The organism is Hahella sp. CCB-MM4 (assembly GCF_002260525.1).
Lineage (GTDB): Bacteria > Pseudomonadota > Gammaproteobacteria > Pseudomonadales > Oleiphilaceae > Hahella.
In genome coordinates, this window is sequence record NZ_MRYI01000001.1 from 478,301 (window position 1) to 504,322 (window position 26,022).

18 protein-coding genes are annotated in these 26,022 nt (G+C 50.4%); 9 read left to right on the forward strand and 9 right to left on the reverse strand.

The window, feature by feature from the left end; genetic code table 11:
• Positions 1-51 precede the first annotated feature (51 nt).
• From BTA51_RS02190 to BTA51_RS02205, 4 genes are all read right to left on the reverse strand, one after another.
• Positions 52-306 carry a hypothetical protein gene (locus BTA51_RS02190; RefSeq protein ID WP_094705745.1) on the reverse strand — a complete coding sequence of 85 codons (255 nt, stop codon included), beginning with the start codon at positions 304-306 and terminating at the stop codon, positions 52-54.
• 54 nt (positions 307-360) lie between these two features.
• Positions 361-2,355 carry an ATP-binding protein gene (locus BTA51_RS02195; RefSeq protein ID WP_094705746.1) on the reverse strand — a complete coding sequence of 665 codons (1,995 nt, stop codon included), beginning with the start codon at positions 2,353-2,355 and terminating at the stop codon, positions 361-363.
• 5 nt (positions 2,356-2,360) lie between these two features.
• The gene (locus tag BTA51_RS02200) at positions 2,361-4,610 is read right to left on the reverse strand and encodes an EAL domain-containing protein (protein ID WP_168188019.1); all 2,250 of its coding nucleotides are present in this window, start codon (positions 4,608-4,610) and stop codon (positions 2,361-2,363) included.
• A 254-nt stretch (positions 4,611-4,864) separates the two neighbouring features.
• Positions 4,865-6,907: a 3-hydroxybutyrate oligomer hydrolase family protein gene (locus BTA51_RS02205; RefSeq protein ID WP_094705748.1), complete on the reverse strand. Its 2,043-nt coding sequence runs from the start codon at positions 6,905-6,907 to the stop codon at positions 4,865-4,867.
• A gap of 387 nt (positions 6,908-7,294) precedes the next feature.
• Here BTA51_RS02205 and BTA51_RS02210 point away from each other — a divergent pair, with 387 nt between their 5' ends.
• Positions 7,295-8,335, forward strand: a complete 1,041-nt coding sequence (locus BTA51_RS02210; protein ID WP_094705749.1) for a nitronate monooxygenase family protein — start codon at positions 7,295-7,297, stop codon at positions 8,333-8,335.
• Positions 8,336-8,364: 29 nt separating this feature from the next.
• On the opposite strand, the gene BTA51_RS02215 is transcribed toward BTA51_RS02210, so the two are convergent.
• A complete protein-coding gene (locus tag BTA51_RS02215) occupies positions 8,365-10,608 on the reverse strand; it encodes a CHASE2 domain-containing protein (RefSeq protein WP_246840885.1) in 2,244 nt (747 codons plus the stop codon).
• 131 nt (positions 10,609-10,739) lie between these two features.
• Here BTA51_RS02215 and BTA51_RS02220 point away from each other — a divergent pair, with 131 nt between their 5' ends.
• From BTA51_RS02220 to BTA51_RS02240, 5 genes are all read left to right on the forward strand, one after another.
• Positions 10,740-12,062 (forward strand): M48 family metallopeptidase, encoded by a 1,323-nt coding sequence (locus BTA51_RS02220; protein ID WP_094705750.1) that lies wholly within the window; start codon positions 10,740-10,742, stop codon positions 12,060-12,062.
• Positions 12,063-12,181: 119 nt separating this feature from the next.
• Positions 12,182-14,395, forward strand: coding sequence for a FecR domain-containing protein (locus BTA51_RS02225; RefSeq protein WP_094705751.1), 2,214 nt, complete (start codon positions 12,182-12,184; stop codon positions 14,393-14,395).
• A 36-nt stretch (positions 14,396-14,431) separates the two neighbouring features.
• Positions 14,432-15,241: a cyclic nucleotide-binding domain-containing protein gene (locus tag BTA51_RS02230; protein WP_094705752.1), complete on the forward strand. Its 810-nt coding sequence runs from the start codon at positions 14,432-14,434 to the stop codon at positions 15,239-15,241.
• Between the two features lie 84 nt (positions 15,242-15,325).
• Positions 15,326-16,000 (forward strand): hypothetical protein, encoded by a 675-nt coding sequence (locus BTA51_RS02235; protein WP_094705753.1) that lies wholly within the window; start codon positions 15,326-15,328, stop codon positions 15,998-16,000.
• Positions 16,001-16,120: 120 nt separating this feature from the next.
• Positions 16,121-16,705, forward strand: coding sequence for a DUF4440 domain-containing protein (locus tag BTA51_RS02240; RefSeq protein ID WP_094705754.1), 585 nt, complete (start codon positions 16,121-16,123; stop codon positions 16,703-16,705).
• Positions 16,706-17,137: 432 nt separating this feature from the next.
• On the opposite strand, the gene BTA51_RS02250 is transcribed toward BTA51_RS02240, so the two are convergent.
• Complete coding sequence (locus BTA51_RS02250; protein ID WP_094705756.1) at positions 17,138-18,541, reverse strand: pectin acetylesterase-family hydrolase; 1,404 nt, start codon at positions 18,539-18,541, stop codon at positions 17,138-17,140.
• Positions 18,542-19,096: 555 nt separating this feature from the next.
• Between BTA51_RS02250 and BTA51_RS02255 the strand changes: the two genes are divergently transcribed.
• Positions 19,097-20,560 carry a ricin-type beta-trefoil lectin domain protein gene (locus BTA51_RS02255; RefSeq protein WP_246840886.1) on the forward strand — a complete coding sequence of 488 codons (1,464 nt, stop codon included), beginning with the start codon at positions 19,097-19,099 and terminating at the stop codon, positions 20,558-20,560.
• 70 nt (positions 20,561-20,630) lie between these two features.
• Here BTA51_RS02255 and glgP read toward each other — a convergent pair whose 3' ends face one another.
• Together glgP and BTA51_RS02265 are read right to left on the reverse strand one after the other, a co-directional pair.
• Positions 20,631-22,286: an alpha-glucan family phosphorylase gene (glgP, locus tag BTA51_RS02260; protein WP_094705758.1), complete on the reverse strand. Its 1,656-nt coding sequence runs from the start codon at positions 22,284-22,286 to the stop codon at positions 20,631-20,633.
• 309 nt (positions 22,287-22,595) lie between these two features.
• A complete protein-coding gene (locus tag BTA51_RS02265) occupies positions 22,596-23,492 on the reverse strand; it encodes a DMT family transporter (RefSeq protein WP_168188020.1) in 897 nt (298 codons plus the stop codon).
• Between the two features lie 99 nt (positions 23,493-23,591).
• Between BTA51_RS02265 and BTA51_RS02270 the strand changes: the two genes are divergently transcribed.
• Together BTA51_RS02270 and BTA51_RS02275 are read left to right on the forward strand one after the other, a co-directional pair.
• Complete coding sequence (locus BTA51_RS02270; protein ID WP_094705760.1) at positions 23,592-24,095, forward strand: MarR family winged helix-turn-helix transcriptional regulator; 504 nt, start codon at positions 23,592-23,594, stop codon at positions 24,093-24,095.
• 10 nt (positions 24,096-24,105) lie between these two features.
• Positions 24,106-24,486 carry a hypothetical protein gene (locus BTA51_RS02275; RefSeq protein ID WP_094705761.1) on the forward strand — a complete coding sequence of 127 codons (381 nt, stop codon included), beginning with the start codon at positions 24,106-24,108 and terminating at the stop codon, positions 24,484-24,486.
• Between the two features lie 18 nt (positions 24,487-24,504).
• On the opposite strand, the gene BTA51_RS02280 is transcribed toward BTA51_RS02275, so the two are convergent.
• The gene (locus BTA51_RS02280) at positions 24,505-25,980 is read right to left on the reverse strand and encodes a YdiU family protein (RefSeq protein WP_094705762.1); all 1,476 of its coding nucleotides are present in this window, start codon (positions 25,978-25,980) and stop codon (positions 24,505-24,507) included.
• Between the last annotated feature and the right edge of the window lie 42 nt (positions 25,981-26,022).

Consider the following 26,022-nt stretch of genomic DNA (forward strand, 5'->3'; position numbering starts at 1 on the left):
ATGGGCGGGAGTTTACCATCAGGCCACTGAAACTATTAGTCGGTAGAGGTCCTAGGTTTCCACGATATCCGCCATGCCGGTGACCTCGTCCACTTGCAGACAGATTCGTCCCGAGAGGTGATTACCATGAGCAATGCGAATGTTCCTCAACATGGCATACCAGGGAACCGGCTCGAAAGATGAATGCTCAAACTCCAGGAAGGAGCCCGGCTCCAATGGGGTATAGCCGTTGTGGTGATTAGGCAGAAATACCTCTAGCGGTTGATCGGAATGCTTGGAGATCGCCTGAAATTCTAGCTTTGCCATAGAAATTCCCGCCGTGGATAGTTATCGGGTGTATTTAGGCCTGTTCACACTAAGTCAAACATTCAACACTTGATTCCCATGTATGACCTTGGGCAGTTCGATAGTAAAACAAACGCCTTTTCCCGGCGTGCTGGTTACTTTCACTTTCCCTCTTAATACGTTCTGAACAAGATTATGCACAATATGCAACCCCAAACCGGAGCCACCGCGTCCCATTCTCGTCGTGTAAAAGGGATCAAAAATACTCTTTAGACGATCCTCAGGAATACCGACACCGTCGTCTCTTATTTTGAAAACCACCATCTCCTCATCGACCGTCATCAGATCAATATCAATGCTCCCTTTCTCCTTACCTTCAAATCCATGAATTAACGAGTTTTGGATGATATTGGTGACCACCTGCCCCAAAGGTCCGGGGTAACTATCCATTTGTATCGTGGCAGGAACATTCAGGTGAACTTCTGCCACAGATTTTCGTAGCACGGGCCGCAAAGTGGTAATCACTTCCTCCAGCACCTGCCGCAATTCGAAAGGGCGACGCTGGGAGCTGGATTGATCAACCGCCACCTGTTTGAAGCTGCGAATCAGTTCCGATGCTCTTTCCAGATTTCGGACAATAATATCCGTGCCGGTGTGAGTATGTTGCAACAGGTCATCAAATTGAGTCCGGGTCAGACTACCGCTACGAGCCGCTTCCTTGACCTGGCCAAGCTCTTCCTGCAGCGATGAGCCGGCCATCAGAGCATTACCTATGGGAGTATTCAGATCATGAGCAATCCCCGCCACCATGGCACCCAATGCCGCCAGCTTTTCCGAACGCACCAGTTCAGACTGGGTGTAGGTTAAGTTACGCAGGGCGCTTTTCAGTTCCGCATTGGTCTGGCTCAGGTCATGGGTTCTGGCTTCAACCCGCTTTTCAAGGTCAGCGTTCAGAGCGCGAATTTCCCGCTCCCTTAACTCGATGGCTCTTGCTGTAGACACTAGATCCGTTCCCAGTCTGTCGAACTCACGAACACGGGTTGGCGCCTGTTCAGGCAGTTGATAGGTTCCGTCGGCGAGAGTCTGCGCCAGTGCGGCATGCACTTCAAAACGTTGGCTTAAGAAGCGGGTAACCAGACTCGCCATGATCGCGGCACCGATCAGCCCAACAATCATCGCTGCTGCCAAAAAGCTGTATAAAGGCTGCCGGCTTTCATCGAGCGCACTTTGTTCCTGCGCAGAAATCACCAGCCAGGGCGGCGAATCCATAACAACTCCAGACCCCAAAAGACTGCGCTCGTCAATCGAGAAAGGCAAACTGACAGATTCACCTTGCAAGGCACGCCTGACCAGTTCATTTCCGGTCATATCAATTCTTAGTGGACTCAACGCCGCATCTGACCGGATGATCAAGTGACCATGCTGATCCAATACCATGATGGTAAATTGGTGTCTTGCGGCGATGTCTTTAATCAGGCCCGGTAACTGATCAACGGCCGTTTCACCAATTAAAGCCCCCTCACTGGTAGGGATCACATAGGCAATGGATTGCCGTTCCCCTACTGTCGACATATAGATCTCTGACCATAAAGGCTTTCCGGACACAATCGCCTTGGTAAAAAACTCCTCATCCCCAAGGTTGCGGGCAATAAGATCCAAGCGGTGAGCGCGCTGTGCCGGTGGTAAACCGACAAATGTCACCCGTCCATTTTTATCTGTCCAATAAATAGCTTCATATATCGACTCGCTACCTGCAAAGCTATCCATCAGATGCTGCTGGATAGCAGGAGAGGTCTCCCGCTCCATCAGCGACAGCAGAAGCCGGAGATCACTGGCGGCATTATCCAGTCGTTCCCCGACCTGTCCGGCAATCGCGCGGGAAAGCGCCAGATGATTCTGCTTAAAGTTTTCGGTGACCTGAGGGCTGTACAAGAAAAGAATCAGTAGCGCTGTGACCACCACCGGTAAGGCACCCACAACCAGGAATTGTAAGGACAGAATCGACTTGAGCGACCAGCCCCGGCGAATACGACCCTGAGCTTGCGAGTTTTCGCCCTGCACATTCGTCATGGTGATTAAGGGCTAGCCTTGCCCAGGTGCTTTTCAATCCAGCGTTCCGTCCCTCCGGGGTCCATTGGACGGGCATAGAGAAACCCTTGTGCTTCCGGGCATCCCATTTGTACAAGGAGATCTGCCTGATCTCGGGTCTCCACTCCCTCAGCAATCACGTCCAATCCAAACTGCTGTCCCAGGCGAATGATCATTTCAGGAATACTCTTGCTCTGCTTTTCCTGCGAAAGTTTGGAGACAAAAGACTTGTCGATCTTCAGCCGATCAACATTCAGTTCCTGCAAATAACTCAGTGATGAAAAACCGGTACCGAAATCGTCAATGGCAATCGTCAATCCCAATGTCTTTAACTGGTTCAGAATTTTTTTCACTTTATCCTGATCCAGCATGGTGACCGACTCTGTGATCTCCAGCTCGATAAGGCCAGGGTCCACCTGGGCTTTTTCCAGCACTGAGGCAAAGGATGCAATAAATCCGGGATGGCGGAACTGTACCTGGGATACATTAATTCCCATACGCACACGTACTCCGAATTTTTTACTGAGATGCCCCAGTTCATCCAGAGCCTGGGCAAATGCCCATTCTCCCAGTGGAACAATCAGACCGGAGGTTTCTGCCGTGGGAATAAAGTCATCCGGGGGAACCATATCTCCGCTGTCCGTACGCCAGCGCATTAGCGCTTCCAACCCTACTAACTGGCCATCCTGCAAACTGACCTGGGGTTGATAGGCGAGAAACAGGTTCCGGTAATCAAAAGCCTTTCTGAGACTTTGGAGCAATTTGACCCGGCGCTGTGTCGCGATTTCCATTTCCCGGGTGAATTCGACACTGTCACCCCGAACAGTTTCCTTAGCCCTCTTCAGTGCAATGCTCGCGCGTTTTATCGCTTCATTGGCAGAATCACCTGACTCTGACAGTGACAGACATCCCTGGGTCACCGATATCAATTGCTCGTTACCCTCAACGTTAAACGGCTCGATAAATATCCCTTTCACCTGATCAGGAGAAAGATCAGCTTCCTCTCCGATCAACCCGAACTGATCACCGGCCATTCTTGTGACCAGAACTTCAGGCCCAAAGGCGAAACATAAACGATCGCCAACCATCTTTAACAGGCTGTCTCCCAGCTTGCTGCCGATAGTGTCATTGATCTCACTAAAGCCATCGATGTCCAGCAAGACAATGCGCAGGGATTTCCGGCCTTTCCCAATCGCTTCGTCAATCTGGCTGGCAAAGTACAGTCGATTTGGCAGACCTAATAATGAATCGTAATATGCGTAGCGATGCAGCCGCTCGACCATCACCACATTGTCCAGACATATGGAAATATTGGCGCTGAAGACTTCCAGTAGTTGTTTTTCCGTTTCTTCCAGAGGACGGTGAATTTCCACGTAGACCAGCATGTCGTCACCACTGGCGTTGGCGAAAAACAATGCGGTAGCGTGTTCTGCCACAACATGGGCTTGCTGTTGAATGGCATCTGTTAGCAACCGCCGCATATTTTCGTCACTGATGTCCTGCAGATGACGATTCAGGCTATGATCAAAACGCCCGGATGCTGCAATCACCGTAAAATGTCTTTCGGAAGGGTCGTCTTCCTGACGCTCACCGTGGTGGTTGGGAAAGCTCCTGAGGCACACCAGGCTGTCGCCAACAATTCCCAACAAAGCGGTAATCTGGGTAATGATGCCGCTGGCAAACTCATGAAACCCCCGCAGTGACATCAGCTCACTGGAGGCTTTGACGATCATTTCCAGACCTTGTTTGCTGGCATCCAGAGCCGTGATCTGGGAATAGGTGCGAATCGATGCGGTCAGTGTGGTGTAAAGGCGGGCCTGAGTCAGCTCAGCCTTATTCTTGTAGTCGTTGATGTCATATTCACGGATTGCCTCGGTCTCCGGTGCGTAACCCGGTTGTCCTGTTCGGAGGATTATACGCGAATCGGTGATGCCCATGTCCTGGCGAATAATTTTGACCAGCCCAAGCCCGGCATGCTCGCTTTCCATCACCACATCCAGCAGGATCACCGCATAATCCTGTCGTTCCTGCAGCTTTTCAATGGCTTCTGCCGCCGTGTAGGCGTGATCAAATGCCAGTGGCCGATCAAGAATTCGGGCCTGGCGAAGGGCAAAGACCGTTGATTCGTGAACATCCTGATCATCGTCCACGATCAGGATATGCCAGGATTTCTCTGAATACTCCGAGCGGAACTCACCGTTCTCTTCGGCAAATTGCATAGGAATGTTGTCGGACATCTCCACCCCTGAACGTAAAGCTGGAATTATGCCTACCGCCGGTGATCTCATTTTTATTCATCAGGCACTTACGTTAAGTATAGAAGGAAATATTCCGGCTTGAAGTGAGAATGCGTGAGCACGGATGATATGTATCAAGCGCGGATGGAATGAGACCAGTCATGGCGGCTAAGGTCTCCTCGACAGACAAGAAGAATGATAAACACTGAAAGCCGCATAAGAAGCGGCTTTCAGATCAGCTCAGCGGGACAAACTCAACGGCAATCCTGGGGAATCCGGACTGAGTTATTCACAAACCGGATGACACAGTCCGGCGACGCAGTTACCTGAATGGGAGGAAGATTAGTCAGTTCGATACTATCGGTCGTCGCACTGCGCGGGAGGGTAGGAACCACCTGATGTTCCGGTAACGGACCACCTTCCCGTAAATGGGAATACATAATGTCGAGAGCTTGGGAGAAATAATAGTGCAGACTGATATAGCGTGTCTGGTACCCGGGAAACAGTCCATTCAGGACGTCCAGGTGGTGGGCATTCAATACTTCCACATAATGAAGATTATTCTGAGAGGACCTTTGCGTTTCAGCAATGGCAACGTAAGGCCTGGAAGCATGATTCACCGGAATGATCGCATCTGCCCGCCCGTGAACAATGATGGTCGGCACTTTTAGTTTCCGTGGATCGGCTTCAATTGAACGGATGCCTCTTGCCACCCGTTTCGCCTCAGGCGACGAGGAAGTCACCAAGTGTCGCAAACAGAGGTGGCCCGCCAGATTCTGATCTGAGCTTGAAAGCCGGTCTAATAAATCCGTTTTGTTGTCGATGAGTTGAACGCCTGCCGTCGGTGGAATCCCGTTACCGCCAGCGAACACCATTGCCAGCTGAGCTTGGGTCGCGACTGCGGGACTGCCGGTACTATCGGTAAAGGCCATGGAAAATTCACACAGGTTGTCAGAAACGCCAAAGCGTCCGTACGCATTTGCATAAGTGACACTGATGGATTGTGGAACCTGAATAGTATTGTTCGCATGCTGGGTGAAGTCCTGCTCCGGTACCAATCCATAATCCCGCAATTGCTGTCGTGCATCCGCCACCAATTCAGCCATATCACTTCCCTGCAGCAAACCGGCCTCAGCCAAAGCCAGACAACGCGCCTCACTTCCCGCAGGGACTGCAAACGGGTCTGCACCGACACTTGCACAGGGCTGAAGCAGATCGAGAAGAGAGGTGTAGTCCATCAGGCTCCTCCCCACATGGTTCCACAGCATATCCCCTTGCTTCACGGATATCCGGGCTGCAAGTTCCGCCTTTGGTGTGATATTGGGCTCCGATACCACTACCGCATCGATGATACCTTTCCGATCCTGCTCCGCGGCTCTCAACGAGGCCCCGCCTCCGTTGGAAACACTGGCAGCGATAACCAATGTATTCTCCGCCGTCAGGGTTCGTAGTACATAATCCTCTGATACCTGCCGGCCATAGTTTTCAGGCAGGTTGAGTATATACAGCGCCACTTCCGCCGCCTGCAGCACGAACTGCCCCCAGTCCTTCTCCGGGTTAAAGCCGCTGTGAGCATGTTTATAGGCAACACGATGGGGATAGGCAGCCTTGTATTCGTCGAGAGAGGAATCAGTTGCCCTGAACTGCGCAAGGTTGCCGGCAGTGTCTGCGGTGGCAAGAGTACCATCCATCAACGTCACCTGATCCGAATCCAGATCATGCATACCGTTTCCAGTGCCTTTATCGGTATAAGCCACTGCACACCCCCGATTTAACCCCCACTCCCCGGCGGTTCCAATGGCCCCATAAACACCGCGTGATCCTGACGATGCAGCCAAAATGATGCAGGCGTTATCAGGATCAAAGCTGTCAGGAATCTGAACCATTACAGTGACGTTCTGCCCATGTCCGCTTTCATCGGTTAATACCTGATACTCTTTGCCGGGAATTTTTCCTCCACTGGAGAGCACCTTACCTTCAGCGATATTCGGGCCATATAGACGGCCAAAACCTCCTGACGTCGTCGTATCCATCAACGCACGGTAGTTATTGTATATCGCCAATCTCCGAAGCTCTTCGACGGTGGGATATAGCGGGTCTGCTGGTAACGGTGCCGCTCCCTGCAGCCCACTGACGCCGAGCCCGGCAGTTAATAAATCATCAGTCACTCCATCGTAGTGGGTAACTTTCATGTCACCCACCAGATAATCAGGCCGGGTATTCAGTTCATAGCATCCTGCCAGTAGAGAAATAGAAACACCCATAACCAAGGTTCGTGTCGTCGTACTGAGTAGCATGTCTCAATCCTTCTTGTTCTTGTGATGTGAGAAGGGCCAATGCCCAGTGATCAGTGATCAGTGATCGACTCAGCCCAAAGCAACCCGACGTCCACGAACATTTAATTCCAAACATTTCAGCATATTAGATGACTATCACGACGATTTTGCAGTGCCGGAAATCAGAGTATCTCGCCTGACTGTATGGATATTCGGATACTCTCCAATACAACCTGTCAGATACGTCCGATTGGCCGGACACTGATGTCAGCCATTTCAGACACATTCAGGAAATCTATTCCAAATATCAGCCACCCTGACTCTCCGTTATGGTGGATACAGGAACTTTTTTCGCTAACATGAGTCCTTGTGATACATGACCTTTTTGTCCATTGGAGGGAATTTTCCATGAGTATTCGACACCTGCTGGGGATTGAGCTTCCCATCATTCAAGCCCCCATGGCCGGAGTTCAGGATCATCGACTGGCAGTTGCAGTATCCAACGCAGGTGGTTTGGGTTCCCTCCCCTGCGCGATGCTGACCAGCGAAAATTTGCGAAAAGAACTGGAGGCCATCCGACAGGCGACAGATCGTCCTTACAATGTGAATTTTTTCTGCCATCAGATTCCCAAGCCAAATCCTCAACGAGAGCAGCAATGGAAAAATGTCCTATCTCCTTATTACCGGGAGTTCAACATTGATACGGACTCTATTCCTTCCGGTCCCGGCAGACTGCCCTTTAGTCAGGAGTCGCTTGATGTCCTCAAAGCGTTTCGCCCACCTGTAGTCAGCTTTCATTTCGGACTACCTGAACCAGGGTTATTGGACCAGGTCAAAGGTTGGGGAGCCAAGATTCTCGCTTCGGCCACCACCATTGAGGAAGCCCTGTGGCTGGAACAACGAGAGGTGGATGTGATTATCGCCCAGGGACTGGAAGCCGGTGGCCACCGGGGGATGTTTCTTACAGATGACATCACCACTCAAATGGGAAGTTATGCACTTTTGCCGCAAATACTTGATGCAGTCCGTGTACCAGTGGTTGCAGCGGGTGGTATCGCCAATAATCAGGGAGTTTCTGCCGCACTCGGTATGGGGGCAGCTGGGGCTCAGGTTGGTACGGCTTATCTGTTATGCCCGGAGGCCACAACAACCGCTATTCACAGACGGGCTTTGAAATCCGAGGGAGCCCGCCATACAGCACTGACCAATGTATTTTCCGGCAAGCCTGCCAGGGGAATTGTGAACAGATTCATGCGGGAAACAGGCCCCATGAGCTCCTCAGTGGCACCATTTCCCTTGGCCGCACCCGCTGTGGCACCATTGAGATCTGCAGCAGAGGGAAATGGCTCAGGAGATTTTTCACCTTTATGGGCAGGCCAGAATGTCAGCGGGTGCCAGGAGATTTCAGCTACCGAACTGACCCGACAACTTGCAGGTATGATAGATTGAGGCCTCTGCCCACAAAGACTGTTTCATTGCTATTTGCTTGTGTGACGGAATACACCGTCCCAGTCTTCAGGTAAGGAAGTATTCCTCAGTTGCTCAATCCGCTGCCGGTATAGCTGGTACAGTCGGCAATCAGGTTCTTCCAGTTGTAGCTTATGCAGCAGGTCATCCGCCTGTTGCCAGCACCTCTCCCGGTAATACTGGATAGCCTGACGGTACTGTTTCAAGCGCTCCATCACCTCAATCGACAGGCCGCTTTTTTCACCCAATGGCTCATAAGCATCAATAGCGACGTCCTTGCCTTTGACCTGTAGGCGGTCGCAGAATCGAAAGACAATATTTTCCACTCCTTCAATGGTGTTTTCGCCTACCAGAATGTCCACCCCATAAAACTTGGTCAGCCCTTCAAGCCGGGAACCCAGGTTAACCGCATCGCCCAGCACGGTATATGCCTTGCGGTATTTGGAGCCCATATCCCCCACGTTCATCACCCCGGTATTGAGGCCTACTCCTACCCGGATATGGGGTAGCCCTTCCACGGACAATACCGTAGAGATTTTCCGGGTAATCGCCTGCATTTCCATGGCGGTCAGAATGGCTTTTTCCCGGTGACGTGGATCATCAACCGGAGCCCCCCAGAAAGCCATCACCATATCCCCCACATATTTGTCGATGGTTCCGTCATTACGAAAGATGGCTTCGGTGATCGGGGTGAAATAAATGTTCAACAGATTCTTCAACTGCGAGGCAGAAAGTTGCTCCGATATCGTGGTAAAACTTCTGATATCGGAAAACAGTACCGTCAGTTCCTTGCTGTCACCTTCCAGCGAATAATGCTCGGGGTTATCCAGCATTCGATTGATATGTTCCGGCGGGACATACTGTGCAAACATTTCCCGGAGACGTCGTTCAGTGGCAAATTCGCTGATGAATCCGGTCACCAGATACCAACCGAAAATGACTTGCACGATGATCAGGGTACTCACCAGCGGAAACTCAAGATGGCCACGGCTCCATACGGCTGTATTGCCTGCAACCAGTAACAGGCTGATGACGGTGGAACACAGCACCATGGCGACCGGTCGCCGATCGGCAAATACCCACATTAGTAGGAACAAAAACAGGATTTGAAATACCAACAAGGCTCCGGGCTCCCATACTGGTCGGTGCGGAAATACGCCTGAAAGTAATGACTGTGCCACCAGTCCCTGCACTTCCACCCCTGGGAATGACGTTTCGAAGGGGGTACTGACCAGATCTGCCAGCCCGATGGCGGAGGTCCCCACAAATACCAGTTTTCCGTTTAGTTCTCCCGCTTTCAGCTCTCCCGCAAGAACTTTCCATGCCGGAATATAACGAAACTGCCCTCTCCCTTTTTGATACGGAATCAACACTCTTCCCAAAGCGTCAGTATTCACCGGCAAATCAGTTAACGTGATTTGTGACAGGGCCTCAATATCCCCCACTGGAACAAAGCTGGTATCAATATCATCCAACAGCAGATAGGCCATGGCAGCCGCCAATGCCAGGGATGGATATACCTTGCCGTTCTCCTCCATTAAAAGTGGTGTACGGCGGATAACACCGTCAGCATCCGGAAAGGTTGTCACAAACCCCGAAGCGGCGGCTGCGTCATGATACACGGGTAATGGTGCCGTGTGGCCGACTGCCCGTATTAGCACATGATGGGGTGGTGGTGATACCAGCGAATCAGGTAGAACGCCTGTCTGTACAGAGATATTGGTGTGCAGGAAAAATCCCAGCACAGCATCCAGAGTCATCAGCTGCCGAGCAAAAAAATCATCAGCACGCCAGTTCTTGGCGAGTCGCTCCAACAGGACGCGTTCCTCTTGACTGAGAGGAACGCTGACGCTTTCCGGCGAGAGAAAATCGATCGACTCAGCTTCGGAAAATACAACATCAAACGCTACCACCGTGGCTTCAGCTTCCTTCAACTTCGCCACCATGTCTGCCATTTTGGTTCGGCTCCAGGGCCAGCGCCCTTCATGGAGAATGGAGTCTTCGTCAATATCCACAAGTACGACATCATCGCCTACGTTGTGAGGAGCGAAGAAAGCCCCCAGTTGAGCGCGCCAATCGTAAAAGATGTAGTCAAGGCGATTCAGGATAGAGCGGTCGCCCACCTGAGTGGTCAATTGCCAGATCATGATCAGTACAGCAATCAGCACGACCGGCAAGTGTTTAGAGAATGCTGAAATGTTGATATCCGCTATCTCCTTCGGGAGTCTCCAGCTGTATCCCTTTGAGGCCTGCAACCCTTCATTAACCTGAACTGCCAGAACAATTACATACAGGCTACGAACAGTTTCACTGAGTTGCTGGAAAAATCATCTACCCTTTCTAGACTTAATGGCATCGAAGGCTTTCTACATGGATAGCTAAAGGGATGATCACTTCGCCGCAATTTCGCCTGCTACGCCTCCTGCTGGTGATAGTTACAGCCACCTGGTCTTTGTTCTGTGTTGCCCAAGACTCAATAAAGCATAGTTCAATTAACACCAGCCTGAAGGAGTTGTACTCCAGCTCCAAGTATGAGGAAGCCTATCAGTTCGGCGCTGAACATCTGGATGAGATGGAGGGAGATCCAAACTTTGATTTCTATTTTGGGCTGTCTGCGCTAGAAACCCGACATTATCCCGAGGCGCAATTCATCTTCGAACGACTGGTCGCCCTCTACCCTGAACAGGACAGATTTAGACTGGAATATGCCCGCACGCTGTATCAGTTAAAACAATACGATAAATCGAGAGAACAATTTCAACAGGTACTCGCCAACCAACCACCTGTTGCGGTCAAAACCAATATCAGCAGGTTTCTGAGGGCTATTGAAGATCGGCAGGATGAACAGCAGAAGCTCTGGAGCGCTTATATAGATATTGGTTCCGGTTACGACAGCAACATCAACAATGCCACCAATGAGCGATTTATTGGCCTGTTCGAACTGCCTGATTCCGCTCTTGAATCAGAAAGCGGCTATGCCACGGTCTTAACCAACTTAAGTTATGGCCATCCGTTTTCACAGATCAATTCCGCCAATCTCACCTTTGATAGTCGCCACAAACACAATTTCGTTAACAGTGACTACGATCTGGACACCTTTCGACTCTCCGGATTCTGGAAACATTCTCTGACCAACCGTGAACTTCAAGCCGGCCCTTTCTATCAACATATTTTGCTTGATTCAGAGGACTATCAGCGCAGCTCCGGATTATTTGGGCAGTGGAAAGAGCAATGGGGCGAACATGCCCTGACCTATCTCTATACAGGGATTTCCATCAAAGACTCCTTTGCCAATGAATTACTGAATGCCTACCAGCCCGCGATCAGCCTCGCGGTGCTGGCACCTTACGACAAGTTCCTTCACATTCTGACCTTTATTACAGGCACCGAAAATCCACGAACGGACGGGGGAGCTTATCTGGTCAAGGATTTCAACAGTGTCGGTTATAAGATTCGCTATCAGGCATCTTCCACTCTGACGCCTTACCTTGGCGCTTCCGGTTACTTCGCCCACTACAAGGCGGAGCATCCTGTGTTCGGAGAAACACGCAGTGACGATTCGTATCAGGCAACTGCAGGGGGTGAATGGAAATTCGGACAGGACCTCAGCCTTATCGCGGACCTGGCTTACACCAAGAATATGAGCAACCTGGATCTGTATGATTACTCCCGTTGGAAAGGGGAATTCAGAATCCGTAAGAAATTTTGATAGATCCAGAAAAGCGCAACGAGAAACAAGAGACAAGCGCGATACGAAAGATGTGCGACACAGAAAGTGCGATAAAAGAGAGTGCGACAAAAGAAAGTGCCATAAGAGGACTTTGTGCCATGTATGTGCAACTGATTACCCGCTCAACCTGGCTGTTGGTCAGCCTGATCATTCTTTGCCAACAGGTGGAAGCCGCTAATATTGAAGCGGCAAAGGTCATCATGGCCAAAGGCTCAGCCAATGCCATCGACAACGAGGGGGAATCGAGAGAGCTGGCACGGCGTTCGATTATTTATGTGGGCGATACGCTAACAACCGGCAGCGATTCAATGGTACAGCTACGCTTTACCGATAAGGCCGTCATGACGCTCCGCGAGAACACCCGCTTCCAGATTGAAGAATATGAAGCTGGGGATGACGCCAAAGGCGGTGCTGCCGTCATGAAGCTGCTGGAAGGAGGTTTCCGAACTATCACTGGGTCCATAGGTAAAGGCAGCAGTGACACTTATAAAGTTTCCACCAACGCGGCCAGTATTGGAATTCGCGGCACGCATTATGAGGCCTTGGAAGTCATCGGACAAAAGTTGCTGGTCGCGGTATGGCAAGGAGGTATCAAACTGGAAAATCCCGCCGGACAGCTCAACCTGGGCCAGGACGTTCCCTTCAGCTATGCGGAAATTTCCCCCGGCCAGACACCCACAGGACTGGCCGAGCCTCCACAACAACTGCAACAGGGCCTTCCTCTGCTAGGCAATCAGGCACGCAGAGCGCCGACCAATCCACCTCCCTCAGACCAGCAATCTTCCGACGAGCAATCTTCTGACCAGGAATCGACAACAGAGGGAGAAAATCCGGATGGTGGAACCACTGTCGCGGACAATAGCGACCCCATGGAAGGGGGAGAAACGTCCAATCTGAGCGAAGACAGCCGTCCCCCCAATGACACAACCAATTCAGAGTTCACCGATACGCAGGAACAAACCAATCAAACGGAGTTTGAGGAAGAACCTGTTCTTGCATTGGATACCACCAATCCCATTGATGAGCTGAACCCGCCGGAAGACCTGAACTTCACTGAAACCAACCCCGACCTGACAGACGTCCTCACCGGCACTGACCCGTTGACCACCGCATCACTTGATGACCCCCGTCTGACAATAGACGAATTCAATCAGATCAGTACGACTTCTACACTGGGGTCAGCTGTCATTACCGGTCCAGGTGAAGTCATTCTGGCCACGATCATTTCGATGCAAGCACCAGCGTCATATGATTACTCCACTGCCGGCTCTGTCAACTTCGGCCTCCAATATTACCACGACATACCCGGCTCGACGCCTGTACCCACTGATGTGGTCATTACCCTGCAGGACAACATTACCGACATCAATAGCCTGATTGCAGATATCGAGGATGAGCTGACGATTTCCGGCGCACCCATAGGGGTGCGGGAGTCCACCATGAATCCGGGCAAACTTGAGTTCTACACGACCACCAATGATGAGACCCTGCAGTTCGGCATTGTATTCTTCGATACCACCAGCTCAACGGCAACCGACACGGATCTTTCGAACTCGTTAGGCGGCATCATGACCGGAACCTATGGTTTCGGAGGCATCGATTATATCCAGTCCGGCACCATGAAAATTGTCTACGACGCCAATGGAGAGCCGGTATTCCTGGTGCCTGACGTGGAATACACAGGTGGATCAGTACCACCTCCAGAGTTTATTGACCCGTCCAATCTCGGGAACTACGAAGTGGCACGACGGGGTGAGGCCGTGCTGTCCAACTTTAATCCAAATGTTGGTGGACACAACAACATAAGCTGGGGGGTCTGGAATGCTTCCCCCAGTAATCCCGTATATGTCTATCAGGACCCGAACCAACCCTCATTATTGGAAAAGAAAGAAGAAACCGTCTATTGGTTAACCGCCGAAGCAGCTAACACGGCTAACCTCACCGGCACAGCCACATTCGCCGCCACACCGGATTTTCTTGGTACCGGCTCCGATGGTGCCGTTACAGGAGTTACGGGTTCCTTTGATATAGATTTCGATTCCGGAGATATCACCAATGGAGCATTGAATGTCATGACCGTCAACCAGAACTGGACAGTCCAGATGGACGGTGTCTATGAAAACGCCCAGGCCTCGATGGATGTCCTAGATGGACAAATCAGCGGCTCGATCAACTGTACCAATTGTGTCACCGGAAGAGTCAACGGCATTTTCGTAGAACCGGGAGATGCCTTTGCCGGAGGTTTTGACCTGCAGAAATATGACGACGCCAACACTCATGTGGAAGGCCTTCTGCTGATGGAGAAGCAATAACCAGCCCATAAACTTGATCTGTACAGGAATATAACAATGCAATTTCTTGATGGCTTCTCAGAAAAACTCAACGCATTGGGTTCCGACGTCACCCAAGCCAGCCAACACCTTTTCAATACGATAAAAATGGTGTGCGAAACTATCGATATCGACGAGACTGACAATCTTTATCGGGAATATGAAGGCGACTACCTGTACTTTGTCGAAAGTGGCGAGTTGGACGCTGTCACCGAAGGAAACGCCGTTTACTGTTTCGATAAAGGAGATTTGGTCGGTATCCAGGTTTTAACTGGGTTCCCTCTTCCCACGATACGAGCTGTCACCCCGGTCACCCTATCACGTATCGACAAGAAAACCTTTAAAGAGGTTGCGACCGGCTCCACGCAATTCAAGAACTATCTTTTGCAGCTATCCGCATTTTTTGCCGAGGCTTGCTGCAATGGCCTTGATACGGCCCCAGAAACCAAAGCATCTTTCAAAAACTATAAACAAGGTGAAACCATCATCCAGGAAGGGGACCCGGCAGAAGAGGTCTATGACCTGATCAGCGGCCGTGCTGTTGTTTACGTTCAAGGACAGGAAGTTGGGCAAGTCAGCGCCGGTGAAATCTTCGGTGCCATGGCGGCTTTGACCCAAACGCCGCGGACAGCGACGGTTATTGCAGAACGGCCATGTACCGTGATGGCTGTTTCAATGGATGAATTCACCTCATTGATTCGCAGCCAGCCACACACCTGCCTGATTCTGTTGGAAAACATGGCTAAACAAATCCTGGCACTGGACCAGAAACTGGTGGATGTTATGGGGAAGAATAAAAATGGGAACGCAAACGCTTCAAAAGTGTGAGCCAATCCTGTGTTAAGCACCTGGAAAAATCGCAATAATGAATGGGAGCTGTAAGTTCAATAAAAATAAGACAGGGAACTGCTCATGACCACAAAAATCCGCATTTTGATTTCCACTGCAGTGCTGGTGGTTGCAAGCTGGCTCGCATACACCCTACTCCCTTCGGAGCCGCAAACACCCGCCAGTGTCCCCCCATCCACAACCAGGGCTAAAGTTTCCACCATTGCCGCTCAGGATACCCAATCCTCTGATACCCAGAAAAGCCCGTCAACGAAAGCCCAGGAAGGTTCACAGCTACCCAAAGAGGCTCTGGAAAAGCTGGAAGAATATCAGTCACTGTTCCACACCCGTGATGAAATGCGGGACCTGATCCAACACGCTGACGAGCTGGACGATCAGACACGGCGGGAGCGGTTCGATAAACTGATGGCCGAAGTTCACGTCCTGGAACAGGAAAAGAAAGTCACTTCTGCCGAAGCCCTTCTACTGCAACTCGCTGCGTTGAAATTCTCCCCCGACCCCGAGCAAGCCAAAGAGCAAGGTCAGGCCTTGATCGAGCAATACAAACAACTCAGCGAAGCAAGAATGCAGGAATACCGCGACCACCCCGATCCCCGCTTTGTCAGCTACAAAAAACAGGAAGCTGAAATTGTGAAAGAGGTAATGAAAATGTCTCACTACCCGGACGGATTGAGCCGGGATAAGTATCTGGCTCAGCGGTTACAGGCGTTGAGGAGTGAGATTTATAAGGTGGAGTGATTGAATAGAGAGAGTAGATTCTTTACGTTTCTATCATGGTGGACTCTCTATTCATTCGAATTTCTGCCACAATATTTGCTCTGGCAGAAATTCGAATTATATAAAGTCCTATTGGCATAGATGATCAATAACCACCTCCTGTTCTTACTGAAATCTCTTGAAGTTGAGCTTCACCAGCCCGAGATTCGGAAGAACTCTGACCGCCTCACGGCTTTGCTGCATGAGGAGTTCATCGAGTTCGGCCGCTCAGGTCAGGCATACACAAAGCCTGAGATTATGCATCACTTGACCCTAGAAAGTTCAAGTCACTCAATCTGGGCTCAGGAATTTACAGTGTCAGTACTTTCGCCAGGCGTAGCTCTACTCACCTACAAGTCCGCCCGCGTTGAAAAAGATAAAACCTTCACTCGACATACTCTAAGATCATCGCTCTGGACAAAATCCGCGGAACAATGGCAATTGCGTTTTCATCAAGCAACAGCGACAACGGCCTTTGATCAAAAAGATGACCCATGGCAACACCTGGATAAACTAATAACAGAAAACCGAAAGTTGGAGTTTATCAGGCAGTATCGGGATTTTGCGAAATGCACAATGAATAAAGCAAATGAAGCACTTGGTGAAAGATACGAATTCTTGAGAAAAACAACTCCTCACGACTTCAACTGCACACATGATGAATATTGGAAGGGTTTCTATTCTTAGCGCCAGTAACTTAGACCACCAAAGACTTTGGATAATTAATATATGCAGAGAACCAAAGCCTCCGAGAAATCAAATAAAGCTCTTATACAGATTCTATTTCTGTTTATTGGATTTATTTTCTCACTCATCGGCTCCAGTCATCTTCTGGATGGCGATTTTAACAGGGTTGGCTATGTAAACTTGGGGATGGGAATTGTCTTCATCGGTTGGAGCTTCTCTCCATCCTACTTTCTTAAGGATCTGAAAGAAAATGCAGAAACTTCGAAGCTGACCAGTAATATATCGATTATCGGTTGGTTAATAATTTTTGTTGGGTTCCTCATGGAATACCTGAGGACCTAGCTCTGGATCTATCCTTGTCCCATCCAATCCACAAAGAAGCAGTGGACAGTCAACAAAAAGGGGCGGACAGGTACGTCCGCCCCATATCAACTACAGTAATTGATCCAACAACCAATACAGCAAATTAAATCCTTTGTTGTGATCCGTCACCGTATCCTCTTCCGACGCTTCCATGACGGTGCCGGAGCCTGAGATCACATTATCAACGAAGTTCTCCAGCTCCAGTCCTTCTTCCTGGATATCTGAGTTGTTGAATTCGATGATGGTGGTGCAATGGCTTTCGTTGACCCCCCGGAACCTTGGCAGGTAATAACCGAAGTTATCATAGCCATTCAGGGACGCCATCAGATTGCCGGTATCCTTGTACCAGCGTTGATGGATCTTCTCTGCACGGCTGTCCGCATCAGGGTCGTTATAGATATCCGGATAGAACCGCTCATAAGAGTAGGACGAATAATTCAGATCTTCCCAAAACTGGGTGTGACCAAGACGGTCATTAGGGAAAGTATCTGCCAGGGCGGTGGTCAATGTTCCCAGGTTATTCAGATCCAGGGTGGGCATTTTGCCTTTGAGGTAGTAAAGAGGCCCGTTACCGTCACCGTCCAGTCCCCACACATCACGAATGCGATTATGCAAAGGCAATGAGGGGTAATCATTGGTGGACCCGGTGACCGGGGCGGGATAGATCGGTCCGGAATCATTCAGCATATATCCTTTGCTGGGATCCATATCCCGCCTGATGGGATAATAGTTCCCCAGGGTTCCCGTGCCACCGGCACTACAGCCGGTTACCAGCATCTGCCCGGGTTTTTCGATATTGTCCTTCAGCCAGGACACTATCGCCCGCATGTTCTTCACGCCGTTGTGATGCCAAACGAGTGGGTCTGCTTCTCCTTTCGGGTCCTCGTAGACGGCCACTTTGTCCCCGGTATAAGTGTCGCCGGTACAGTACGGTACATAGACCATATTCCAGCCCTGGGTTTCCGTGCGGGTCCAGGGATGTAAACGTACCACCAACGGCGAGACCATGCTGGCACCGGGATTCTTCAGACTCATATAGTCGTCCGGAACTCCGTTGGGATTACGTGCTCCGCGGATACCGGTCTGGCCGGTGCAGCTTTCATAATCCCAACAGGCTCCACCACCTTCCAGGTAGATAATCATATTGCTGGTATGGGCCACCCGGTTAACGAAGAACTTGTAGGGCGATCCATTACCACAGACCGCACCTGTGTCCGGGTGTAGTTGCACCGTCTGCCAGGCCAGATAGTTCCCCGGACTGAAGCCGTCATCAAAACCACTGGGATTGGAAAGCAGCGGGTATTGCTCCGCGTCACGCTGATCCGACGTGACAGGATTATTCGCCGATTGCGGCGAGAACAGATTGAGAAAGGTTGTCCATGCGGAATAATCGCCCAGCTCAGCTGCCGCCTGCAGCGAACTGGTCATACATCCGGCGAGACATAGCATTTTTATTTTTGTTTTAACATGCATATCAGGCGTCCTCTATTTTGTTATTAGTTAAGTCCTTTATATGAACTGTTCGAGGGGCCAGCATCCACTCCGCCACTGCCTGATCAGGTTACCTTTGCGGGACAACAGGTACTCCCAGCTGACTAAAAAATAGGCTAGTCCGGTGGCGGGAGAATTGCAAAGTTTATTGAACAACGTTTAATTTTTCTGCATGACATTGAATACCAGTTCTCAAATTACGCCACTTAGTGTCTCGTTATCGGCCACGTAGGGCCGGCTTCCGCTGCCACGGCCTTGCACGCCCATGCACGCCCATGCACTAAAAACCTTCAAGCCGTCTTCACCGCGTTGTCACGTTACTTTTTCATGATGACACCGTGGCAGCCACCGCTCATTCCAGGATCATCGGTATCAAAGAGTAATCTCATACTGAAGGTTCTGGGCATTGGAAAAAATAATGACATCAGCGAAATGCCGTTGAGTAGCGGGTATTACCTGGGTGACGGGCCCAAAGCAGCGGCGTTATTCGTCTGATGTGAGAATCTACAGAGGTAGACCATGTTTTTCACACGGATTATGCCCAAGATCTGCCCTAGGGTGTTTGCGGCCCTGATGGCACTCGGAGTCAGTTATTCAGTATCAGCAGACACCTTTTACCCTCCCTATCAGGCCAAATCGGCCACTGACAGCCATCGATTCGATGAGCTTTACTACATTCAGCCACACAACACCTTTGAACATGGCAACAACCTGACCGGTTGGCTTGATCAAGGGTACAGAACACTTGAACTGGATATTATTGATCGCGGTGACTGGGAGAGCTGGGACAAAGGTCCTTACGTTTCACACGAAGCTTCTCCGCAGAACCAGAATTGCAGTGCGGCACAGAACGATCAGTTAGGTCACTGCCTTGACGATATTGTCAGTTGGATGAATTCACACACCAACGCCCAACCTCTGGTGTTGTTTGTCGACATGAAAGCCAGTTGGGATCCTCTCAATGCCTGGTATGCCTCCGAGGTCGAGCAACTTGACGAGTATATTTCGAACTACCTCACCAGCCGGCTCGGTGCACGCTTTTACAAATACCAGGATCTGATCAATCATCTGAACCCACATTTCCAGTCCAACTACAGAAACACCCTGAAAAACGTTGGCTGGCCGACCGTTTCAGAGCTTAAAGGAAAGCTGATCGTCGTGCTGACCGGTGGACATATCGGTGATGTTAACGACCGCATGGAAAGCGCACTAATGAGCCGTCTGGGAGCCCAGGCAACCTTCCTGTGTCCGGATATAGATACCGCAGATGCCGATGAGTTTTCCGGTACCATCGATTCCATCAGCGCTTCCAATTCCACCTACTTCTTTTGTGGCAACGTGAAGGCCGGTGACCACTATCAGATAACGGCGAACCGTGCGGCTGAGTATAAGCAAATCATGCATCTGTGGGGCTCAGCCGGCGACTTTTCCAACACGTCCTATGCCGCAAACTGGATCGCCGTCGCCCATGGAGTGTCCGTGATCAGTTGGAATATTGATGCGCCGAGCCAAACGCCTTCCTGGACCCAATCCTCCATTCCTCTGGTGGGAAAACGCCGCGGTTTGCCAGGCTACTTCAAAATCAAACCCATGGTGGCTCCACAATATTGCCTGGACGTAGAAAACGCCCAGTACTCCAACGGCAGCGACCTGATTTCCTGGAATTGTGGCAATGGAAGTAACCAACGCTTTGTCTACTCTGCCGAAGGTCAACTAAGACCCAAAGGCAACAACCAATATTGTGTAGACTTCAATACCGGGTCTGCCGATAACGGTGATGATATGCACTTATGGGATTGTGATGGTGGTAATTCTGAGAAATGGCAGGTTAATGAATCCGGCAGATTCCAAAATCTGGATAACGGTGGCAGTCACTGCATGGACATTCCCGGTGGTAGTGCCGAATCCTCAGAACAATGGCAGATTTGGAGTTGTCATGGTGGCGACAACCAGAAGTTCTATCTGGAATCCGTTCCTGACTGGTCGCAGACAAGCTTCTAAGTTAGTTTGAGCGAACTGCACGGCAGATTCTATATGAGTTTCTGCCGTGCATTTGCATACGTCGATACTATCAGGCCTTATACAGTTTCTTATAATAATTCTTCAGCATCGCCTCTACCCCAAATTGCGGTGTCACCGTTTTGATGCTCTGCTGCATCATGGTAATCCAGCGGTCCATATCGTGATAATAGGTGGGCACAACCTCGTTGAGCAGTATATCGGCCAGGAATTTTGCATCTCGCTTGTCCTGTTTTTCCACAGCTTTCTTGTCTGCCGTTGCCGCCACCTGCTCATCACCGATAGCCCAGCCATTCAGCCCATGCTCACATGCCTCCGGCCACCAGCCGTCAAGAATACTGACGTTCAATACTCCGTTCATGGCAGCTTTCATACCTGATGTACCACAGGCCTCCAGCGGACGACGGGGGTTGTTCAACCAGATATCACAACCCCGGGTCAACATGGCCCCAATTTCCATATCATAATCCTGCAGAAACACCACGCTATCCTTCATTGTCTGGGAGTAGCCATAAATTTCTTCAACGATACGTTTACCGTTGTCGTCATTGGGGTGCGCTTTACCGGAGAACACAATCTGGATTTTGCCGGAACTCAATGCGTCCCTCACTTTCTTGCCTGCGGAAAAAATCAGGTTGGATCGTTTATAGGGTGCGGCTCTTCGGGCAAAGCCAACCAGTAATTTATCCTGATCCAGAGAGACTCCGGTTCGGGCTCTGACAAACTCGATAAGATCAGACTTAAGTTCGGAATGTAGCTTCCACAGCTTGTCCGGGTTCCCTTTCACCTTCTGGATGCGGGGATCTACCCAGGTGCCACGATGGATACCATTGGTTATGCCGATAATGGGCTGACGATCCTTTACCTCCTCCCACATTTTTTCCGCCGTTTCCGCATGCAGTTGGGCAACGGCATTCGTCGCACGGGATAATTGCAATGCCGCTACCGTCATATTGAACGGCGTACCACCTATCTCATGCATTTCCTCAACGCTTAAACCGAGATTGGCTCCCATGTATTGCAACAGTTCATGGGGATGGGACTCATTGCCTTCCTTGATCGGAGTATGGGTCGTGACCACACATTGTTTTCGAGTCGCCTCCCTGGCTTTAGACAGAGACATTCCTTTCTCGCGCTTCTGGCGAATCAACTCCAGGGCTGCCAATACCGCATGGCCTTCATTGAAGTGATAAACATCCGGTTCCTTGCCAAGCTTCTGCAACGCCCTGACACCCCCGATACCCAGAACGATTTCCTGAGCCACCCGTTCTTCGCCAAACCACCCATACAATTGGCCGGTAATCAGACTGTCGGGATTATCCGGGTGATCCGTGTCCAGCAAGATCAATTCGCTCATGCCGAATGCCTTGCTATGCCAGATACGGCAGACAACTTCCCGCTGACGTATCGTAACCGTCACGGTTTTCCCAGTATCTTCGAATTTGTCATAGGGATGATTTTTAAAGGAGTCCACCACCTTCCCACTGCCATCGACAGTTTGAGAGGTGTAGCCTTGTTTCCATTTCAGCCCGATACCGATAATCGGGTACTTACCCTCTTTGGCACCTTTCAGATAATCACCCGCGAGTATGCCGAGCCCACCGGCGTAGGTTTTAATTTTGGAATCAATGGCAAACTCCATGCACAGATAGGCAACCGAAGGCATGGAGGTGGATTTGGAAGAGGCAGAGTGGCGCTTGGGCTTCATGATAGTTCCCTGGAGTAGCGATAAAGTTTCACCCGGAAATTCCGGACATTTCTTGTTGTACTACTCGACCCCGGCCCTGCAGGCACAGTGATATTTTTATAGTGATTTGTTCTTAATAGCGTTTCTAATTTATCGTGTTTCGTATTAACAAATTAGAAAAACGGCGACCACGAAGATCGCCCGACCATCAAAAGACTACTTCAGCGGAAAGCTGGATACCAGCCTCCAATGAAAGAAAATTGACTCGAAACAAGGTTGCCTCGAGCGGAGCGTTTTCTCGTCGCCGCTCTGCCCTGACAATGTTGAATTTCATGACTCTATCGCAGGCTCCGGAAGTCGCGCAGGTTTTCTCTCCTGCGACAACATTTGTGCCACCAGAGAAGCTCCAATCATCAGCAGCATTAACAGATACTCCTGAGTTGAAAACTGTTCATGCACCAGCAGGGCTCCCACGATAATACCTCCAACCGGATTGGCAATACTGGCAAAGGCAAACTGTACGACGTTGATTCGAGTCAGCACCCACATGAAGACCGCATAGGCAAGAGCTGTATTGGCCAGCACCAGCCACAGGCCGGTCCACACCCGATCAGCATCAAAGCTGAAGGCAGTCGCGTAAAGGTCCGCATTCATCCACCACTGGATCGCCCCGAGAGGAAGCAGCATCAGCCCCCCAAGAATCAATTGCCAGACAACCATGGTCCACCAATCAATAGTCTGCATGGCATGTTTGAGATACATACTCCCCATAATCATGACCAGCATGGCTGAAACCATGGAAGCAATCCCTATCACCGTAATCCCTTCGCTGGAAGGATTAAACAGCGTGGATGTTACGCCAACCAACAACAGCGCAACCGCCGCCTGAGGCAGACTCGGCAAGGTCCGCTTGACCAGCATGGTGACCACCAGTGCCACAAGCGGCGTGGCCGACATCCCCACCGCCGCCAGCGTCGCGGGAAGATTTTGCGCCACCAGAAACACCAGGGAGAAAAACAGGGTGATGTTGATTGCTGCATTGGCCAGGATAGGCTTCCACTGTTCCGGCTTGGGTAACGTGGGTTTCAACGCCAACAGAATCAGGCCTGCAGGAAGCGCTCTCAGGGTAGCGAGAGCTAGAGGCGGCCAATCCATGAATCCTATATGAGTGGCTGCGGCCGTAGTCCCCCAGAGGAACGTCACCATCATTGCCATGATAATATTCATATAAAGTATCTCCATATAAAGACAATATTTTCAGCAACTATACAGCGACAAAAACCTCAGGTAAAGTATCTTCACCTTAAGATAACTAAGAACACCATTATGAAATCATCCGACCAGGATTCTGTAGACAGCATTGCAGCCCAATGGAACAAGGAACGACCAGATCTCGAAATGCAGCCCATGGAAATTATCGGACGCTTCTCCCGTATTTATAAATATACGTCGCGCGCCATTGAAAAGTGTCATCAGGATTTCGATCTGAAGCCCGGTGAGTTTGATGTATTGGCCACCCTTCGACGTTCCGGTGACCCCTTCACCCTGACACCGTCGCAACTATTCAACTCGATGATGTTGAGTTCAGGCGCGATGACCAACCGACTGGACAAGCTCGCAGATAAAGGCCTGATCAAACGCATTCACAGCGAAGAAGACCGACGAAGCGTCTACGTATCCCTAACGGATAAAGGTCTGGAACTCATCAACCTGGCCGTGGAACAGCATGTCAACGCAGAGGCAGAATTGCTGGAAGGGCTGTCCGAGAAGCAAAAAGACGGATTGAATAAGGCATTGCGGCAATGGTTAGCAGTGTTTGAGGATCATTAAGTCGCTGTAGATGCAGATACCACAATCACTCAGAAAAATTGGAAGACTTCCATTTTATGCAATATTCCTTGGCACAATTGCAGTTTTGCTCTGCGCAAGATGGCTGATTATCAATAATGAGCCCATTGTCATTGAGCAAGCGAAATATGAATGCTTGAAAAAACAGTGCCTTTTTGAGGTCAAAGTCACCAATACCGGCGTAGAAAATACCTCAGGGAAGTTGATTGTCATCGGTGACCTATCAAAACCCTTATTATTCGCAAAAACCGGTACTTCGGCAGGGGCATATGAAGAGGAGTTTGAATTACTGGCTGGAGAAAGCCGGGTGATTAGCGACACCCTGATTTTCAAGGTCACACCGGCAAAGCTAAGGTTCGTTGTTTCTAAGTAATACTTCCTCTGAAGAATTTCAGGTCCCACAAAACGTCTGCAGAACGACTTCATGGGGCTCGGGTGGGCGGGTCAGGTCATTATTGTCCGGGTGATGATTAAACGGGTCAGCCAGGGTATCGACCAAACGGTGGAAGGGGCGTAAGTCTCCGTTGTGCTGGGCAGCTTTGATGGCATCTTCGACCAGGTGATTACGGGGTATGTATACGGGGTTTACGGTATACATACGCTTCTGAATCTCTTCTTGAGAACCATCCTCCTGCCCGTGAAGATCTTTCCATTGATTCAGAAGGTCGGTGAAACTTTCCGGTAGTTGGTAATCTACTGGTGGCTGAGTTGCGCTATCCGCTGCGATATCTGATAAATGGCGAAATGTCAGCGTGAAATCTGCCGCCTCTCTGGTCATCAATTTGAGGAAGTCCTCAGCCAACTTGACGGATTCCTGTGTCATCACGGTCAGTCCGAATTTCCGGTGCAGACCTTCCATATAGGCCAACTGATATTCATCTACAAAGTCATTCAGCTTCTCACGAGCAATCTCTATGGCCATGGAAGAATCCTCATCCAATAACGGCAGTAATGCCTGGGCAAGCCAGGAGAGATTCCACTGAGCAATCGCCGGCTGGTTCTGATAAGCGTAACGTTTGCCATGATCAATGGAACTGAAACAGGTATTGGGATGATATTCGTCCATGAAAGCACATGGGCCGTAATCGATGGTGTCGCCACAGATCAGCATATTGTCGGTGTTCATGACGCCGTGAATAAACCCTACCAATTGCCACTGCGCAATAAGCTGCGCCTGGCGGCTGATCGACTTCTCAAGCAACTCAATATAAGGATGATTGGCTTCCCCGATTTCTGGAAAATCCCTCTCAATCACATGGTCCGCCAATGCCTTTACTGCCTCCAGATCCTGACGGGCGGAAAAATACTGGAAGTGGCCAACCCGGATATGACTGCGCGCAACCCGGGTCAGTATCGCACCGGGCAACACCGATTCCCGCACCACCGGTTCACCGGTGACGACAGCCACCAGACTCCTGGTGGTGGGAATTCCTAACGCCGCCATGGCTTCACTGACGATATATTCCCGAATCACCGGCCCCAGCGGTGACCGCCCGTCTCCCATACGGGAAAACGGGGTCTGGCCGGAACCCTTGAGCTGGATGTCATAACGCTGACCATTCTTACCAATCACTTCTCCCAGCATAATGGCACGGCCATCACCCAACTGGGGGTTCCAGTTACCGAACTGATGTCCTGCGTAGACTGTTGCAATGGGTTGTGAGCCGTCAAGAACAGCATTGCCGGAAAACACACTGACAACGTCATCAGAAGCAAACCACTCAGGATCAATACCTAAATCCTCTGCCAGCTCGGGATTGGATCTGATCAGTTTAGGGGCGGCGACAGCAGTGGGTATTTCCTGGCTATAGAATTTCTCAGGTAAGCGGATGTAGGTGTTATCAAAGGGAATCGGTCTATCGGTCATACATCGGTTACCTGAACTCAGGGGGAAGTTTCAATTGCATTA